Source organism: Candidatus Pelagibacter bacterium nBUS_49 (genome assembly GCF_051200925.1).
Lineage (GTDB): Bacteria > Pseudomonadota > Alphaproteobacteria > Pelagibacterales > Pelagibacteraceae > Pelagibacter.
On the sequence record NZ_CP172837.1, the window covers coordinates 898,802 to 915,276 of the forward strand.

The following is a 16,475-nucleotide window of genomic DNA, read 5'->3' on the forward strand; positions in this document are numbered from 1 at the left end:
ATTAATGAATAATAAATTAATAACCTATAAAAAAAGTGGAGTTAACATAAATACTGCTGATAAATTTGTTAATTTCATTTCATCTGTTTCATCAAAAAAAAAGGGCAAAAAAAAGTTTTCTAATATTGGTGGTTTTGGTTCAATATCAAACATTCCAAATCACATAAAACAACCTAAAATTGTTGCCTGCACAGATGGTGTTGGCACTAAAGTTGAAATCGCAAACATGCTTAATAAATATGACACTATTGGAATTGATTTAGTTGCAATGAGTGTAAACGATTTAATTGTTCAAGGTGCAAAGCCTCTACTATTTTTAGATTATATTTCTATAAATAAAATTGATTTAAAAAAATTAAAATCAATCATCAAAGGTATCGTAAAAGGATGTAAATTGTCCAGGTGTGAATTGGTTGGTGGTGAAACAGCTGAAATGCCAGGCACATATGAAAAAGGTAAATTTGATATTGCAGGTTTTGCAGTTGGGATAGTTGGTAAAAATAAGATTTTAAGTAAAAATAAAATTAAAAATAATGATTTAATTTTAGCTATACCTTCAAGTGGTCTTCATTCAAATGGATATTCTTTAGTACGTTATCTTCTAAAGCAAAAAAAAATAGATATTAAAAAAAATAATTTTTTAAAAAAAGAGTTAATAAAACCGACTAAAATCTATGTTAATGAAGTTTTAAGATTAATAGATAGAAATTTAATTAATGGATGTGCCAATATTACTGGAGGCGGTTTAGCTGATAATATTGAAAGAGTAATCCCAGATAATTTCACTGCTGAAATTAATTTAGACCTAATAAAAACATCTAAAATTTTTAAATGGCTCCATCAAAAAGGAATATCAGATAAAGAGATGCTTAAAACTTTCAATTGCGGTGTTGGTTTTTGTTTAATCGTTAATCCAAAAAAATTAAATCAAATTAAAAAATGCTTTGCAAATAATTTTAAACCTTATGTAATAGGGAAAATTACTAAAAATTTCAAAAAAAAAGTTAAACTAAATGGCTCTGTTGACTGGATCTAATAAAAAAAATGTAGCAGTTTTTATTTCTGGAACAGGCAGTAATTTAAAATCTCTTATCAAATTTTCAAAACTTAAAAAATCACAAATAATTATAAAATTGATTATCTCTAATAATTCTAAAGCAAAAGGTTTGCAATATGCAAATATTTACAAAATTAAAAAAAAGGTATTTGATTTTAAAAACACTTTATCAGAAAAAAAAGTCATCAATGAATTAAAAAACAATGACATACATTTAATTTGTCTCGCAGGCTTTATGAAAATTTTATCAAAAAATTTTATTAATAATTTTAAAGGTAAAATTCTTAATATTCACCCCTCTCTTCTTCCAAAATATAAAGGGTTAAATACTCATGAAAGAGCAATTAGAAATAAAGATAAATATTCTGGATGTTCTGTGCACATTGTAAATTCTAGACTTGATTCTGGTAGAATTATTAGTCAAAAAAAAGTAAGAATTAACAAATTTGATACCCCTAAAACCCTAGCAAAAAAGATTTTAACTAAAGAACATAAGTTATATCCAGCTGCTATAATAAAAGCACTTAGTCTTTAAAAAAGAAATCTATTTCAATTTTTCCATTTTCAACACTGTCAGATCCGTGTACAGAGTTTTTATCAATAGAAATTCCATATTTTTTTCTTATAGTTCCTTCTTCTGCATCATTTGGGTTGGTAGCACCCATTAACTCTCTATTACCTAATACTGCATTTTCTTTTTCAAGAACCATAACTAAAATTGGTCCAGAAGATAGATATGCACAAAGATCATTGTAAAATGGTTTTGTTTCATGAACCTTATAGAATTTTTCAGCTTCTGATTTTTCAATTTGAATTTTTTTTTCTTTTACAATTGAAAATCCTTTATTTTTAAACATCTCTTTTATTTCATTATCTAAATTTCTTTCAACAGCATCTGGCTTAATAATTGATAATGTTTGTTCAATATTACTCATAATTGTCCTCTATTAGTTTATTTAATAATCTCACACCATAACCTGTTGCACCACCAGAGTTTAACGCCCCACCATATTTTGAAAAAGCCATCCCAGCAATATCTAGGTGTGCCCATGGTGTTTTGTTTAAAACAAATCTCTGTAGAAATTGTGCAGCAGTAGTTGAGCCTGCTCCACCGACATAATTAATGTTTTGCATGTCAGCATTTTTAGATTCAATTAGTTTATCAAAATTTTTATGAAGTGGCATTCTCCATAGTTTTTCATCAACTTTATTTCCTGCTGTTATCAATTGATTAGATAATTTATCATCATTTGAAAATAGACCAGCATATTCCGATCCAAGAGAAACTATAATTGCACCTGTGAGAGTTGCTAAATCAACCATAAATTTAGGTTTATATTTTTTTTCAGTGAAGGTAATTGCATCAGCCAAAACTAATCTACCTTCTGCATCTGTATTTAAAATTTCAATTGTTTTACCACTGTATGATTTAACAATATCTCCAGGTCTTTGAGCATTTCCACCTGGCATATTTTCTACAAGTCCTACAACACCTACGGCATTAATTTTTGCTTTTCTTACAGCTAAGTTTTTCATTAGACCAACTACTGTAGCAGAACCTGCCATATCATAAGTCATATCTTCCATAAATTTAGCTGGCTTAAGTGAAATACCACCCGTATCAAAACATACACCCTTTCCAACAAACGCTAGAGGTTTAGAATTATTTTTTGCACCATTCCACTCCATAGTGACAAGATAAGATCCTCTAATGCTTCCTTGGCCAACACCAAGCAAAGCATTCATTCCAAGTTTTTTTAATTTCTTTTGATCGTAAATATTAATTTTTAATCCAAATTTTTTAAGTGAGTTTATTCTTTTTGCGTATTCATCAGGATGTAAAATATTGCCTGGTTCGGAGACCAAATCTCTTGCTAGAAAAGTTCCTTCTTCTAAAGCTTTAAATCTTAATTGATCTTGTGAAGATAGTTTATTTTTACTTCCAACAACATTTATAGAAACAAGTTTTTTATCTTTTTTTGATTTATAAATATTAAACTCATATGATTTTAATTTTATCCCGTGTAAAAAATATCCAGCGAAATTTTTAATCTTACTATTAACAGTATCTGAATTTACAAAATATTCACTTTTCTTATTATAATTTATATATCCATGAAATTTAGCACCTAAATTCTCTATATCGGAAGTTTTAATATCTTTCTTAATTGATACTAAAAATATTGTTTTTTTTGAATTAATTTTAAAAACAAGCAAATCTTTTTTTAAATCACTATTTTTTAAAAGGTCAGAGATATATGACAGCTCAGAACTTGAAATATTTTTTTTTAATCCACTAATATTGAATTTTTCATCAACAAATAAGACTAGATTTGACGAAATATTTTTTGAACTATTAGTTTTGTAATTAATTTGTAAAGCCATAAATTTTAAATACACTCAATACGAGTAGAGTGGTATATATTGTGAAAATTAATATATTTCAATGAAAAAAATTTTGTTTCGAAAATTACTATTTGACTGCTTAATTTTTTTTTCTATCACCTTAGTTAGTGCCAGTATTATAATTTGGGTTTTTCAAGCAGTAAATTTTTTAGATATTATGGTCGAAGATGGAAGAGACTACCTTGTGTATATCAATTATTCTCTATTAAATTTCCCAAAAATTATTACCAGAATATTCCCTTTTGCACTATTTTTCAGTTTTTCTTACGTTTTATCTAAATACGAGTTAAATAATGAGTTAATGATTCTTTGGAATTTTGGAATCAACAAAATTCAGTTAATAAACTTTTTTTTAATATTTTCTTTTTTGTTAATGATTATTCAAATTTTGTTAACTACCTATCTTGTGCCCAAATCTCAAAATATTTCAAGACAATTACTTAAATCTTCAAACGTAGATTTTTTTGAGAGCTTTATAAAACCAAAAAAATTTAATGATAATATTGAAGGTTTAACAATTTATTCAGATGAAAAAGATGAGCTGGGAAATTTAAAGAATATCTACTTAAAAAAAGAAACGGGAAAGGGAAATTTTCAAATTACCTATTCTAAAAGTGGTTATTTTAAATCTGTTGGTGGCTCTAAAATTCTTATTCTTAATAATGGAGAAACAATAAATAGCATAAATAATAAGTTAAGTAATTTTAATTTTACACAATCTGAGCTAAGTCTGGCGCAATTAGACTCTGGGATTGTAAAAGTAGATAAAATCCAAGAAACATCAACTCATAATTTAATAGATTGTTTAGAAAGATATTTAAATTATGATTTTGTAAATAAAAAAAAAATTTCAGGAAGAAAAATTCAAAATTGTACGATTGAAAATTTAGATAATGTTTATAAAGAAATTTATAAAAGACTTATAATCCCTTTTTACATTCCTGTATTAATACTCATTTCAACATTTCTGATACTTTATTCAAAAGAAAGTATTAATTACTCAAGATATAGACTTTCTATGTTTTTAATTGGCTTGTTAACAATTATTTTTTCAGAAACAACATTAAAATTTGTTCAAAACACTTTTGTATTAAATATAAAATTAATAATTATTCCATTTATTATTCTTACGATACTGTACTTACTAATATTAATAAAAACCCAAAAAAATAAAAAATTTCTATAGAAAATGAGTACTTATATAAAATTTCTAATATCAACTTTTTTAAAATCTTTTATTTTTGTTTTTTTGGTAATGCTAAGCTTGGTATTTATTCTTAATATTTTAAGTGAACTTGACTTTTTTAGAAATATTGATGTAAAGCCTTTTTTTCCTATTTATATTTCTATTTTAAATTCTCCCTCTTTAATTTTTGAAATGTTTCCATTTATTTTTTTAATATCAACACAAGTTTTTTTTATAAATTTTTTTAATGATAACCAAATTGAGATATTTAAATATTCAGGTTTGAAAAATTCAAAAATAGTTAATGTAATTGGTTTGTTTTCATTTTTTTTAGGGATTTTTATAATTATAATTTTTTACAATCTTTCATCTAATTTAAAAAATGTTTATCTAGAACTTAAAAACAAATATAGTTCAGATGATAAATATTTGGCAGTAATTACAAAAAATGGCTTATGGATTAAAGACAAAATTGATAACAATATTTCAATTATTAATGCCTCTAAAATTGATAGAGTTTTTTTAAAAGATACAATTATATCAGAATTTAATGAAAATTTTGATGTTCTAAGAAATATCCAAAGTAATAAAATAGATATTACAAAGAAAGAATGGATTGCTTATGATGTTACGGTATACGAAAAAAACACTGTAACAAAAAAACCTAGTTTAAAAATAATTTCTAATTTTGATTATGAAAAAATACAAAGTCTGTTTTCAAATCTATCTTCTTTATCACTATTTGAATTATTAAATCTTAGAAAAAACTATCAATCCTTGAATTATTCAACAACAGAAGTAGATTTGCAGTTATTAAAAATAATAACTTTTCCAATTTACTTAACACTAATGACTCTTTTTTCATCTGTAATAATGTTTGCTACCAAGAAGCAAAAAGGCTCGACATTTAAAATTTCTTTTGGGTTATTTGCGTCTGTAGTAATTTACTATATTAATAATTTCTTTAACGTAATGGGCAAAACTGAAAAGATATCTTTGATCCCCTCTATAATGATACCATTGGCTATCTTAATTTTAATTAACGTAATCTTGCTATATCGTATTAATGAAAAATAATTTTTTAATAATTGCTGTAATTTTACTTTTTAATTTTATCATTATTCCAGTCTCTATTTCATTTGAACAGTTTAACTTTGATGTAACTGAGGTTGAAATTAAAGAAGACGGAAATAGATTTCTTGGAAAAAAGAGAGGTACGGCAACTACTGACAAGGGAATGTTAATTAATGCTGATGAATTCGATTACGATAAGATTAAAAATATATTAAAGATTAATGGAAACATAGAATTTATTGATTCAGAAAAACAAATCAAAATATATTCAGATAAAGCAATATACCTTAAACAAGAAGAAAAAGTATTTACAGAGGGTAATTCAAAAGGAATAGATCAAGATGGTACAATAATCACTGCACATAGTTTTAATTATAATAAAAATTTAAACATTGTGACCGCTACTGGAAATGTGAAAATAGTAGATACAAAAAGAGATTATATTATTTTTGCAAAAAAAATTACCTATTTTAGAAATTTAGAAAAAATAATAACTGAAGGAAAGACAAAAGCAATTATTGAGTCAAAATATACTTTTAATTCTAAAGATGTTTTATTTTTAAAAAATGAAATGGAATTGAGTGCATCAAACTATTCGACAATAGAGGACGACACACAAACTGTTTATGAACTTGAAAAATTTAAATATTTTGTAATTGATAAAGTTCTTAAGGGTAAAAATGTCGACATAACAACGACTTCTAACTCTGGATGGTATTCTGTTGATGATGATATTTTTTATAGCAAAGATCAAATTGAAGATGTAAATGGAATAAAAAGAGCAATTTCTACACTGTCAAATGTAGAATGGATAGAAGAAACTGATAATTATAATTTTAAAAATATAATCACAAGTTTTAAAAGTAAAAAATTTAATGCGAGTGATACAAAAATTAACTTTCGAACAAATATTTTTAACTCAGAAAGAAAAAAATTTATTGAATTAGAAAATGCAAAACTAAATGAACTTTTTAAAGATTATTATGAAGAAAATAATCCGAGACTATATGGCGTTTCCTCATCGGGAAATGAAAAAGAAACTATTTTAAAAAAAGGTGTTTTCACAAGCTGTAAACAAAATGACAGTTGTCCTGCTTGGAGCTTTAAATCAAAAGAAATCAATCATGATAAGATTAAAAAAAATATTGAATACAAACATGTTGTTCTAAATATTTATGATTTTCCAGTTTTTTATTTTCCTAAATTTTTTCATCCTGATCCAACAGTTAAAAGACGATCTGGATTATTAAGACCAGAATTAAGAGGATCAAAAACTCTAGGCTCATCTTTAAATTTGCCTTATTTTCATGTAATTTCTGATAATAAGGATTTAACCTTCAACTCAACTTTATTTAAAAAAGATATGTACATGTTTCAAAATGAGTACAGGCAAGTTAATGAAAATTCAAACCTACTTGCTAATTTTGGTTACACGCATGGATATAAATCATCAATTGAAGGGACTAATAAAAATAGCTTATCTCATATTTTTGCAGAATATAATTCTCAATTAAATTTAAATAATTTTTTAACTGGTGACTTGGATTTATTTTTTGAAAAAACTAGTAACGATACTTATTTAAGAGTATTTGATAAATATATTAAATCTATAAAACCTAACAGCCAGAGTACACTTCAATCTGGAATAAAAATAAATTTAGATAAAGAAGAGTATAACTTTGATTTGGGGATGACGGCTTATGAGTCATTGTCTGGATCCAGCAATGATAAATATCAATATGTATTACCGTATTATAATTTTTCAAATTTTTTCGAAATTGATAAACTTAATAACCAAGGTACAATTAACTTTTCCAGTAGTGGATCGAATAATTTGAAAAATACTAATAATTTAGTTTCTTCATTATCAAATAATCTATCATATGTGAGTGGTGATTATTTTTCCAACATAGGTTTCAAAAATAAATTTGGGATATACTTTAAAAATAATAATGTTGTTGCTAAAAATGATGATATTTATAAATCATCTGTTCAGTCAGAATTGATGAATTTAATTGAATTCAATACTTCATTACCACTTATTAAAAAAGAGAATAATAGTTTATTCAATACTTTAACACCAAAACTTTCATTTAGAATCAATCCCACAAATATGAAAAACTATTCGAATGAAAGTAGAACAATAAGTGTAGAAAATGTTTTTGGTCCAAACCGTCTTGGTCTAGGAGGTTTTGAGTCAGGTAGATCTATTACTTTAGGGCTTGATTATAAAAGAGAAGATTTGGAAAATTTAGAAGATCTTGAAAAATTTTTTGAGATAAAATTAGCTACTGTATTTAGAGATAAAGTTGAAAATGATATTCCTACCTCAAGCACATTAAATAGAACTAGCTCTAATATATTTGGGTCAATTACTAATAATATGTATGATTTTGTAAAATTAAAATATGATTTTTCTTTAGATAACGATATTCAAACTTTTGAAAAAAATTCAATCACAGCAGAATTTTCAGTAAATAATTTTGTCACAAAATTCATTTTTGATGAACAAAATGGCTCACAAGGGAACTCTAATACTTTATCAAATGAAACGTCATTAAAATTTAATAATAATAACTATTTAACTTTTAACACTAAAAGAAATAGAAAAACAAATTTAACAGAATATTATGATTTTGTTTATGAGTATAAAAATGATTGCTTAACAGCAGGAATTTCTTATCAAAAATCTTATTATAATGATAGAGATCTAAGACCAAATGAAGATTTATTATTAACACTAACGTTGTTTCCTTTAACAACCACTGAATATAGAGTAGATCAAAATTTTTATAGAGATGATAAAGGATCAAAGAAATATATTTGGCAAAAATAGTATGAAAAAATATTTATTTTTTATCTACATACTTTTGTTTTTATATCCAATAAATGCAATCTCAATTGAAAATAAAATTGAATTCAAGGTAAATAATGAAATAATAACAACTGTCGACATAATTAAGGAACTAAATTTTTTAGCAGCTTTAAATCCAAAAATTCTTAAGCTTGATAAAGATCAAATTTTTGAAATATCAAAAAATTCAATAATTAAAGAAAAAATAAAAACATTGGAAATTCTAAAGTTCAAAAGTAAAATTGTGATCGATGATAATTATTTATCAAAATTAGTTAGAGAGAGTTACATAAAAATTAATCTTAATTCTGAAAATGAATTTTTAGACTACCTATCGAAGTATAATTTAGAATTAAAAGATTTTAAAAAAAAAATAACAATTGAGGCATTATGGAACCAACTTATATTTTCTAAATTTAAATCAAAAGTAAATATTGATACAAAAAAAATAAAAAGCGAGATAGTCAATAACAAAAATAATAAAGTTACATTATTTAATTTGTCTGAGATTATTTTTAACATTGACAATAACCAAATTTTGAAAAAAAAATTTGACCGAATAAAAAATGATATTACTTTAAACGGCTTTGAGAATGCAGCAATTATACATAGTATTTCAGACACTGGAAGTGCAGGTGGAAAATTAGGTTGGATTAATCAAAATTCAATCAATCAAAAACTTAAAGAAAAAATAAAAAATTTAAATGTTGGAGAATTTACCAAACCAATAGTAATACCTGGCGGTTTTTTAATAATTAAGCTTGAAGACTTAAAAGAAGAAGATAAACAAATAGATCTTGAAGAAGAAATAAAAAAACTAATATCATTTAAAACTAATCAGCAACTAAATCAGTTTTCAAATATTTATTATAACAAAATAAAAAGAGATATTAAAATTGAAAAATTATAAGCCGATTATTATTGTTGCTGGTGAGCCAAACAGTATTTTTTTTGAAATTTTTTTTAAAGTTATAAAAAAAAAATTAAATCGCCAATAATTTTAATTGCGTCAAAAAAATTAATTTTAAATCAAGCTAAAATTTTAAAAAAAAAAATTAATTTAAATACTATTAGTGAGTCTGAAATACTTAAAAAAGCCAACAATCTAAAAAAAATAAATTTAATTGATATTAATTTAGAACAGAAAATAGCTTTTAAAAAAATTACTACAAAATCAAATGATTATATCACCAATTGTTTTGATGTTGCTCTAAAATTACTCAAACATGGTATTAGTGACAAGTTAATTAACGGTCCTATTTCCAAAAAAACTTTTTTAAAAAACAAATATAATGGAATTACTGAATACCTTGCAGATAAAACTAATACAAAAAAATTTGCCATGATAATTTATAATAAAAGCCTTTCTGTTTGTCCATTAACTACCCATGTTCCAATTAAATATGTTTCTAAAATGATTCATAATTTAGAAATCATCGATAAAGTAAAACTTATAGATAATTTTTGGAAGAAAAAATTTAGTAAAAATGTTAAAATTGGTGTCACTGGACTAAATCCACATTGTGAAAGTATTGATAATTTTAATGAGGATATAAGTATAATTTCACCTACAATTAAAAATTTAAAAAAACTTAAATACAATATTGAAGGGCCATTGGCAGCAGACACTATTTTTTTAAAAAATAATAGAAAAAAATTTGATTTAATAATTGGCATGTATCATGATCAGGTACTAACCCCCTTAAAAACTCTTTTTGAGTATGATGCAATTAATATAACTATAGGCCTTCCATTTATAAGAGTTTCTCCAGATCATGGTCCTAATGAGTCTATGCTTGGTAAAAATAAATCTAACTATCTTAGTTTACTTAATTCAATCAAATTTTTAGATTTTTAAGTGATTAGAGCAAAAAAGAGTTTAGGGCAAAATTTCTTAATTGATAAAAATATAATTGATAAAATAACTAACACTGTATCAATTGAAGGTAATGAAGTTTTAGAAGTGGGTCCTGGTACAGGAAACCTAACTAGAGAAATTTTAAAAAATAATCCACGTAAAGTATATCTTATTGAAAAAGACACTTTTTTATCAAAAAATTTAGAAGAAATAAGTGATGAAAGAGTTAAAATTTTCAATGATGATATTCTGAAATTTGATGAAAATTTACTATCAAAAAACAAAATTATAGTATTTGGAAACTTACCATACAATATATCAACAGAAATATTAAGTACATGGATTACAAAATTAAAAAATGATTGTTGGTTTTCTGACCTTATTTTAATGTTTCAAAAAGAAGTAGCAGATAGAATTATAGCACAATATAATAGCTCTCATTATGGAAGATTGTCAATTTTAGCTAATTGGAGACTTAATATAAATAAAATTTGTGATGTTTCTCCTGAAAGTTTTTCACCTAGACCTAAAATACAAAGTACTTTAATTCACTTTACTCCAAAAAAAAAATTTGCTGAAATAAAAGATCCGTTAAATTTAGAGAAAATTACAAGAATTTTTTTTAGCCACAGAAGAAAAATGTTAAAAAAACCATTTAATCAAATATTTAATGGAAATAATGATTTACTTAATAAGTTAAATATAGATTTAAATTTAAGACCTCAAAACTTAGACTTTGATACTTATTATAAATTAACAATTGAGTATGAAAAACTAAGAAGTTAGTTTTTCGACATGATTTCTTATAAATTCTAAATCATAGTCTTTAGATCCATTAGAAATTTCAGCATTAATTAAATTGGTAATTTTAGAATAACAATCTTCTAAATCATTATTAATCACTACATAATCATAATTGATCCAATGTAGAACATCTCTTCCAAATTGTTTCATTCTTTCTTCTGCAATTAGTTTATCTTTCATGTCTCTATTCGACAGTCTTTCAAATAAAACTTCTTTACTTGGGGGTAAAATAAAAAATGTTATTAGTTTATAATCTAACTTTTTATTTTTAATTTGGTCTGCACCTTGCCAATCAATATCAAATAGAACATTTTTACCCTTATTTAATCTATCAATAACAGGTGTTCTAGTGGTTCCATAAAAATTATTAAATACTTTTGCGTATTCAAGAAATTCTTGATTGTTAATTAATCTTTTGAATTCAACCTCATTTACAAAATAATAATCTTTATTATCTTTTTCATTGAGTCTTGGTTGACGGGTTGTGTGAGAAATTGAAATTTCATAGTTATCTATTTTAGATAACATTTTTACTAATGTGGTTTTACCCGCCCCAGATGGAGAGGATAAAACAATCATTACGCCATCATTTTCTGAAGGCATTAAAAATATTAGTTCGCTTTACCTTCGATAAACTTCACTGCATCACCAACAGTTAAAATTTTCTCAGCTTCGCTATCTGAAATTTCAGATCCAAATTCCTCTTCAAAAGCCATCACTAATTCTACAGTATCTAAGCTGTCAGCACCTAAATCATCTATAAAACTAGACTCTTCTTGTACTTTTGCTTCATCTATACCCAAGTGATCAGCTACAATCTTTTTTACTTTGCTTGAAACGTCTTCTGACATATTGATCCTTTTTAGTTATAAATTCTTAATAGTTTAAAAAGCTATTTTGTCAAGCCATATACATGCCTCCGTTAACATGCAATGTTTCTCCATTAATATAATCAGATTGCTCTGAACTTAAAAATAATACAGCATTTGCAATATCATCTGGCTCACCAAGACGAGCTGAAGGTATTTTTGATATGATAACCTCTTTAAATTTATTATCAATCTTATCTGTCATCGCTGTTTTAATAAATCCTGGTGAAATACAATTTATATTGATGTTTTTCTTAGCGTATTCTATCGCAAGACTTTTTGACATAGCAACTATTCCTGCTTTTGATGCCGTGTAGTTAGCTTGTCCTAGATTTCCTGTGTGACCAACAACTGAAGTAATATTAACAATTTTTCCAGATTTATTTTTAAGCATTTTTTTAATAGCAAATTTACTCATTAAGAAAGTTGAGGTGAGATTTATATTTATAACTTTTTGCCATTCATCTAAACTCATTCTAATTGCAAGATTATCTTGTGTAATTCCTGCATTATTAACTACACCATCTAAACTGCCACCTAATTCATTTGTAGCATTTTCAATAAATTCTTCGATTTTATCACTTTGAGAAATATCAAATTTTAATATCTTTAAACCTTCAAAAGTTTTTTTAAGCTCTTCCAATTTTTCAATTCTAGTTCCTGAAGCTAAAATATTTGCTCCTGACTCACTTAGTTTTTTTATTATTGCATTACCTATTCCACCTGAAGCACCAGTAACAATTATGTTTTTTTTTTGTAAATTACTCATATCTCTAAACTTTCAATATTTTCTTGATTATTAATAGTATCTATTTTTACCTCTTTGCTAATTCTTTTGACCAATCCTGATAAAACTTTACCAGGACCTATTTCAATAAAATGATTTACGTCACTATTAATCATATTAATCACACTCTCTCTCCATCTAACTCTATTTTCAATTTGTTTTATCAACAATTCCTTAAGCTCAGTAGTATTTGATATTTCATTAGCCGTAACATTTGAGATTAATTTGTTTTCACCTACATTAAAGTTTAACTTATTTAATTCATCATTCATTATATTTGTTGCTTTATTCATTAAATTGGAGTGAAAAGGTGCACTTACTGGTAGCTTTATATTTTTAATTGAATTTTTTTTTAAAATGAAAATTAATTTATCTAAATCATCTGTTTTGCCACTTAACACAATCTGGCCTTCAGAATTATCATTTGCAATTTGAGCACTTAAATTTTGTTCATTATCTTTTAAAATTTTTTCAATTATTTCAACTTTCGAACCTAATACTGCAACCATGCCACCCTGTCCCTTAGGAACTGAGTTTTGCATTGCGTCTCCCCTAATTCTTAAAATTTTTATAGTTTCTGAAAAATTTAAATAACCCGCACAAGATAAAGCAGAATATTCACCTAAAGAATGTCCGGCAAAATATTTTGCTTTACTCAAATCGATATTAAATTCCTTTCTAATTACATTATAAATTGAATAACTGATTAAGAATATTGCTGGTTGAGTATTTGCAGTTAAGTCCAACTCTTCTTTCGGACCTTCTAATATAAGCTTAGACATTGAAAAATTTAGTGTATCATCAGCTTCTTTAAAAAGTTTTTTAACAAGATCAAACTTGTCGTAGAATTCCTTTCCCATTCCGACCATTTGTGAACCTTGACCTGGAAAAATTACTGAAAACATATAAAAAAAACTATTAATTTTGCCTTTTTAACTATTGTAATTGAACATTTATAATAGTATATCCTCACTTTTTATTAAAGAACTTAAATGAATTTATACGAACACACTATTATAGCGAGACAAGACACTTCACCAAGTGAAATTAAGCAATTAACTGAAAAATATTCAAAAATTGTTGAAAAAAATGAGGGTGAAATTGTTAAAACTGAGAACTGGGGATTGATAAACTTATCATACCTAATTAAAAAAAATAAAAAAGGTAGTTACATTCACTTTAAAATTAAAGGTAAAGGCAATGTGATTGATGAGCTAGAAAAAAATGAGGCTATAGATAAAAAATTATTAAGATACTTAACTGTTAGAGTTAAAAAATTTGATCTTGAAGCTAATTACTTTGCTAAAAGAGACGATGATGAAAAAAAAGAAAGTTACAAAAACTAATTATGCCTAAAAGACAAAGTGGTAATAAAAAAGGTAAACAAAGCAATTTTGCTAAATTAAGTATTTTCCAACCAAATAAATATAAATTTAAAAAAACTTGTCCACTATCAGGAAAAGGTGCTCCTGCAGTTGACTATAAAAATGTAAGACTTTTAAAAAAATATATGTCTGAAAATGGAAAAATTTTACCCTCAAGAATTACAAATGTTTCGCAAAAGAAACAAAGAGAACTATCTCTTTCAATCAAAAGAGCTAGAAATTTAGCATTAATATAAAATGAAAGTTATTTTACTAGAGAACGTAAAAAGAATTGGTTCTATCGGCGAAGTGATAGAGGTTAAAAGAGGTTACGCAAGAAATTTTCTTATTGCTAACAAGAAAGCTTTATACGCTTCAAAAGAAAACATTTCAGAAGTTGAAAAAATTAAAGCAGATTTATCAAAAAAAGATAATGAAAAGAAAAAAGAAGCGGCCCAAATTTCAGAGCAAATTAACGGTAAAGAGTATGGAGTTAAAAAACTAAGTACTGAAAATAACGAATTATATGGTTCTGTTAAACCAACTGAAATTGCAAAATTAATTCAAGAAGAAAATAAAATTGATATCAAACCTTCTATGATTCAACCAGTTGAAGAAATTAAATCTTTAGGAAAATTTAAAGTAAAAGTTTCATTACACTCTGAAGTTGATGCTGAAATTACAGTTAATGTTACTTCAGCTGATACGATACAATAATTATACATTCTTTTCCCCAACCTTTAAAAAGTAATTCTATTTATAGAAAAATTCTGTAGATTGAATTTGTGGAAAACAATTTAAGCATCGTTAAAGATCAATTTAAAGAACTACCAAATAACATTGAAGCAGAACAAGCTGTAATTGGCTCTATACTAGTTAGCAACGATATATTTGATGAAATTAGTACAATAATTTCAAGCATTAATTTTTATGATCCAATGCATCAAAAAATTTATGAGGCAATTGAAAGCTTAGTTTACAAAGGGATGCTAGCGAACCCAATTACACTTAAAAATTATTTTGAAGATGAAAAAGATGATTTAAATGTCCCAGAATATTTAGTTAAGATTACAAAATTTTCTACATCAGTTCGACAAGCAGTTGAATACTCAAAAATAATTTATGATATGTTTGTCAGACGTGAATTGATTAAAATTTCTGAACAAACCATTGATAGTGCAAAATTAAATGAACTAGATACTAATGGTCAAACCATTATTGAAAATTCAGAGAGATTACTTTTTGATTTAGCTGAGAAAGGTTCGTTTAATTCTTCACTAGTTAAATTTGATGAAGCCATGAAACAAACTATTGAAATGGCATCAGCTGCTTATAAAAATGAAGAAGGTATTGTAGGTGTTCCAACAGGACTAAGAGATTTGGATGATAAGCTTGGTGGCCTTCACCAGTCAGATTTAATCATTATTGCTGGACGTCCTTCAATGGGTAAAACATCTCTTGCAACAAATATTGCATTCAATGCCGCACAAAAATTACAAGATAGTGGAAAAAAATCATCAATTGCTTTTTTTTCTCTAGAGATGTCTTCTGAACAATTATCTACTAGAATTATTTCAGAACAAGCAAGAATTAGTTCAAATGACATAAGAAGAGGAAGAATTTCAGATGAACAATTCGATAAGTTTTTAGAAACTTCAAAAAATATTGCAGAGCTTCCATTATATATTGATGAGACACCTGCAATTAGTATTGCTGCAATGAGCAATAGGGCTAGAAGAATTAAAAGATTATTTGGCTTAGATATGATTGTGGTTGATTATATTCAGCTAATGAGAGGTACAACATTTAATAAAGATGGAAGAGTTCAAGAAATTTCACAAATTACACAAGGACTAAAAGCAATTGCAAAAGAATTAGCTGTTCCAGTTGTAGCATTATCTCAACTTTCAAGACAAGTTGAGCAAAGAGATGATCATAAACCTCAACTTGCAGATTTAAGAGAGTCTGGTTCAATTGAACAAGATGCAGATGTTGTTATGTTTGTATATAGAGAAGGATATTATTTACAAAGAAAAGAACCAAGAGAAGCAACAGTTGAACACGCAGAATGGCAAGCAAAAATGAATGAAGTTGCTCACTTAGCTCAAATTATAATTGGGAAACAACGACACGGCCCAATAGGTAATGTAACTCTTGAGTTTGAAGAGAGATTTACTAAATTTAAAGATACTCAAATTAATTAAATTCCAATATAA

18 protein-coding genes are annotated in these 16,475 nt (G+C 25.8%); 12 read left to right on the forward strand and 6 right to left on the reverse strand.

Annotated features, from left to right (window positions below; translation table 11 throughout):
- Positions 1–4: 4 nt before the first annotated feature.
- Complete coding sequence (gene purM / locus ACIJYF_RS04980; protein ID WP_435115668.1) at positions 5–1,036, forward strand: phosphoribosylformylglycinamidine cyclo-ligase; 1,032 nt, start codon at positions 5–7, stop codon at positions 1,034–1,036.
- Positions 1,014–1,592 carry a phosphoribosylglycinamide formyltransferase gene (gene purN / locus ACIJYF_RS04985; protein WP_435115670.1) on the forward strand — a complete coding sequence of 193 codons (579 nt, stop codon included), beginning with the start codon at positions 1,014–1,016 and terminating at the stop codon, positions 1,590–1,592. Before purM ends, purN begins: the two co-directional genes overlap by 23 nt.
- On the opposite strand, the gene ndk is transcribed toward purN, so the two are convergent.
- Together ndk and ACIJYF_RS04995 are read right to left on the reverse strand one after the other, a co-directional pair.
- Positions 1,582–1,992: a nucleoside-diphosphate kinase gene (ndk, locus tag ACIJYF_RS04990; protein WP_435115672.1), complete on the reverse strand. Its 411-nt coding sequence runs from the start codon at positions 1,990–1,992 to the stop codon at positions 1,582–1,584. The genes purN and ndk overlap by 11 nt on opposite strands.
- Complete coding sequence (locus tag ACIJYF_RS04995; protein WP_435115674.1) at positions 1,985–3,442, reverse strand: leucyl aminopeptidase; 1,458 nt, start codon at positions 3,440–3,442, stop codon at positions 1,985–1,987. Before ACIJYF_RS04995 ends, ndk begins: the two co-directional genes overlap by 8 nt.
- Before the next feature lie 61 nt (positions 3,443–3,503).
- On the opposite strand from ACIJYF_RS04995, the gene ACIJYF_RS05000 reads away from it, so the two are divergent.
- The 6 genes from ACIJYF_RS05000 (at position 3,504) to rsmA (ending at position 11,221) form a co-directional block, all read left to right on the forward strand.
- A complete protein-coding gene (locus ACIJYF_RS05000; protein ID WP_435115676.1) occupies positions 3,504–4,649 on the forward strand; it encodes an LptF/LptG family permease in 1,146 nt (381 codons plus the stop codon).
- Positions 4,650–4,652: 3 nt separating this feature from the next.
- Positions 4,653–5,726 (forward strand): LptF/LptG family permease, encoded by a 1,074-nt coding sequence (locus ACIJYF_RS05005; protein WP_435115678.1) that lies wholly within the window; start codon positions 4,653–4,655, stop codon positions 5,724–5,726.
- On the forward strand, positions 5,716–8,559 hold the full coding sequence (locus ACIJYF_RS05010; RefSeq protein ID WP_435115679.1) for an LPS-assembly protein LptD: 2,844 nt from the start codon (positions 5,716–5,718) through the stop codon (positions 8,557–8,559). The genes ACIJYF_RS05005 and ACIJYF_RS05010 overlap by 11 nt, the downstream gene beginning before the upstream one ends.
- Before the next feature lies 1 nt (position 8,560).
- The gene (locus ACIJYF_RS05015) at positions 8,561–9,487 is read left to right on the forward strand and encodes a peptidylprolyl isomerase (protein ID WP_435115681.1); all 927 of its coding nucleotides are present in this window, start codon (positions 8,561–8,563) and stop codon (positions 9,485–9,487) included.
- Positions 9,488–9,616: 129 nt separating this feature from the next.
- Positions 9,617–10,435, forward strand: coding sequence for a 4-hydroxythreonine-4-phosphate dehydrogenase PdxA (locus ACIJYF_RS05020; RefSeq protein WP_435117989.1), 819 nt, complete (start codon positions 9,617–9,619; stop codon positions 10,433–10,435).
- Positions 10,436–11,221, forward strand: a complete 786-nt coding sequence (rsmA, locus tag ACIJYF_RS05025) for a 16S rRNA (adenine(1518)-N(6)/adenine(1519)-N(6))-dimethyltransferase RsmA (protein WP_435115683.1) — start codon at positions 10,436–10,438, stop codon at positions 11,219–11,221. It begins immediately after the preceding gene.
- Here rsmA and gmk read toward each other — a convergent pair.
- The 4 genes from gmk to fabD are packed head-to-tail and all read right to left on the reverse strand — an operon-like array spanning position 11,210 to position 13,800.
- Positions 11,210–11,842: a guanylate kinase gene (gmk, locus tag ACIJYF_RS05030; protein ID WP_435115685.1), complete on the reverse strand. Its 633-nt coding sequence runs from the start codon at positions 11,840–11,842 to the stop codon at positions 11,210–11,212. The two genes, rsmA and gmk, sit on opposite strands and share 12 nt — an antisense overlap.
- A gap of 8 nt (positions 11,843–11,850) precedes the next feature.
- A complete protein-coding gene (locus tag ACIJYF_RS05035; protein ID WP_435115687.1) occupies positions 11,851–12,090 on the reverse strand; it encodes an acyl carrier protein in 240 nt (79 codons plus the stop codon).
- Between the two features lie 49 nt (positions 12,091–12,139).
- The gene (gene fabG, locus ACIJYF_RS05040; RefSeq protein ID WP_435115689.1) at positions 12,140–12,877 is read right to left on the reverse strand and encodes a 3-oxoacyl-ACP reductase FabG; all 738 of its coding nucleotides are present in this window, start codon (positions 12,875–12,877) and stop codon (positions 12,140–12,142) included.
- Positions 12,874–13,800 (reverse strand): ACP S-malonyltransferase, encoded by a 927-nt coding sequence (gene fabD, locus ACIJYF_RS05045; RefSeq protein WP_435115691.1) that lies wholly within the window; start codon positions 13,798–13,800, stop codon positions 12,874–12,876. The genes fabG and fabD overlap by 4 nt, the downstream gene beginning before the upstream one ends.
- An 87-nt stretch (positions 13,801–13,887) precedes the next feature.
- On the opposite strand from fabD, the gene rpsF reads away from it, so the two are divergent.
- The 4 genes from rpsF (at position 13,888) to ACIJYF_RS05065 (ending at position 16,463) form a co-directional block, all read left to right on the forward strand.
- On the forward strand, positions 13,888–14,241 hold the full coding sequence (rpsF, locus tag ACIJYF_RS05050) for a 30S ribosomal protein S6 (protein ID WP_435115693.1): 354 nt from the start codon (positions 13,888–13,890) through the stop codon (positions 14,239–14,241).
- Positions 14,242–14,243: 2 nt separating this feature from the next.
- Positions 14,244–14,516: a 30S ribosomal protein S18 gene (gene rpsR, locus ACIJYF_RS05055; RefSeq protein WP_028036673.1), complete on the forward strand. Its 273-nt coding sequence runs from the start codon at positions 14,244–14,246 to the stop codon at positions 14,514–14,516.
- Between the two features lies 1 nt (position 14,517).
- Positions 14,518–14,976, forward strand: a complete 459-nt coding sequence (rplI, locus tag ACIJYF_RS05060; RefSeq protein ID WP_435115695.1) for a 50S ribosomal protein L9 — start codon at positions 14,518–14,520, stop codon at positions 14,974–14,976.
- A gap of 68 nt (positions 14,977–15,044) precedes the next feature.
- Complete coding sequence (locus tag ACIJYF_RS05065; RefSeq protein ID WP_435115697.1) at positions 15,045–16,463, forward strand: replicative DNA helicase; 1,419 nt, start codon at positions 15,045–15,047, stop codon at positions 16,461–16,463.
- Positions 16,464–16,475 lie beyond the last annotated feature (12 nt).

Coding starts and splice junctions, on each gene's coding strand:
- ACIJYF_RS05035 (WP_435115687.1), bottom strand. CDS start 12,090: ATGTCAGAAGACGTTTCAAGCAAAGTAAAAAAGATTGTAGCTGATCAC.
- ACIJYF_RS04995 (WP_435115674.1), bottom strand. CDS start 3,442: ATGGCTTTACAAATTAATTACAAAACTAATAGTTCAAAAAATATTTCG.
- rpsR (WP_028036673.1), top strand. CDS start 14,244: ATGCCTAAAAGACAAAGTGGTAATAAAAAAGGTAAACAAAGCAATTTT.
- ACIJYF_RS05010 (WP_435115679.1), top strand. CDS start 5,716: ATGAAAAATAATTTTTTAATAATTGCTGTAATTTTACTTTTTAATTTT.
- fabD (WP_435115691.1), bottom strand. CDS start 13,800: ATGTTTTCAGTAATTTTTCCAGGTCAAGGTTCACAAATGGTCGGAATG.
- ACIJYF_RS05000 (WP_435115676.1), top strand. CDS start 3,504: ATGAAAAAAATTTTGTTTCGAAAATTACTATTTGACTGCTTAATTTTT.
- ndk (WP_435115672.1), bottom strand. CDS start 1,992: ATGAGTAATATTGAACAAACATTATCAATTATTAAGCCAGATGCTGTT.
- rpsF (WP_435115693.1), top strand. CDS start 13,888: ATGAATTTATACGAACACACTATTATAGCGAGACAAGACACTTCACCA.
- ACIJYF_RS05005 (WP_435115678.1), top strand. CDS start 4,653: ATGAGTACTTATATAAAATTTCTAATATCAACTTTTTTAAAATCTTTT.
- purN (WP_435115670.1), top strand. CDS start 1,014: ATGGCTCTGTTGACTGGATCTAATAAAAAAAATGTAGCAGTTTTTATT.
- rplI (WP_435115695.1), top strand. CDS start 14,518: ATGAAAGTTATTTTACTAGAGAACGTAAAAAGAATTGGTTCTATCGGC.
- fabG (WP_435115689.1), bottom strand. CDS start 12,877: ATGAGTAATTTACAAAAAAAAAACATAATTGTTACTGGTGCTTCAGGT.
- gmk (WP_435115685.1), bottom strand. CDS start 11,842: ATGCCTTCAGAAAATGATGGCGTAATGATTGTTTTATCCTCTCCATCT.
- ACIJYF_RS05015 (WP_435115681.1), top strand. CDS start 8,561: ATGAAAAAATATTTATTTTTTATCTACATACTTTTGTTTTTATATCCA.
- purM (WP_435115668.1), top strand. CDS start 5: ATGAATAATAAATTAATAACCTATAAAAAAAGTGGAGTTAACATAAAT.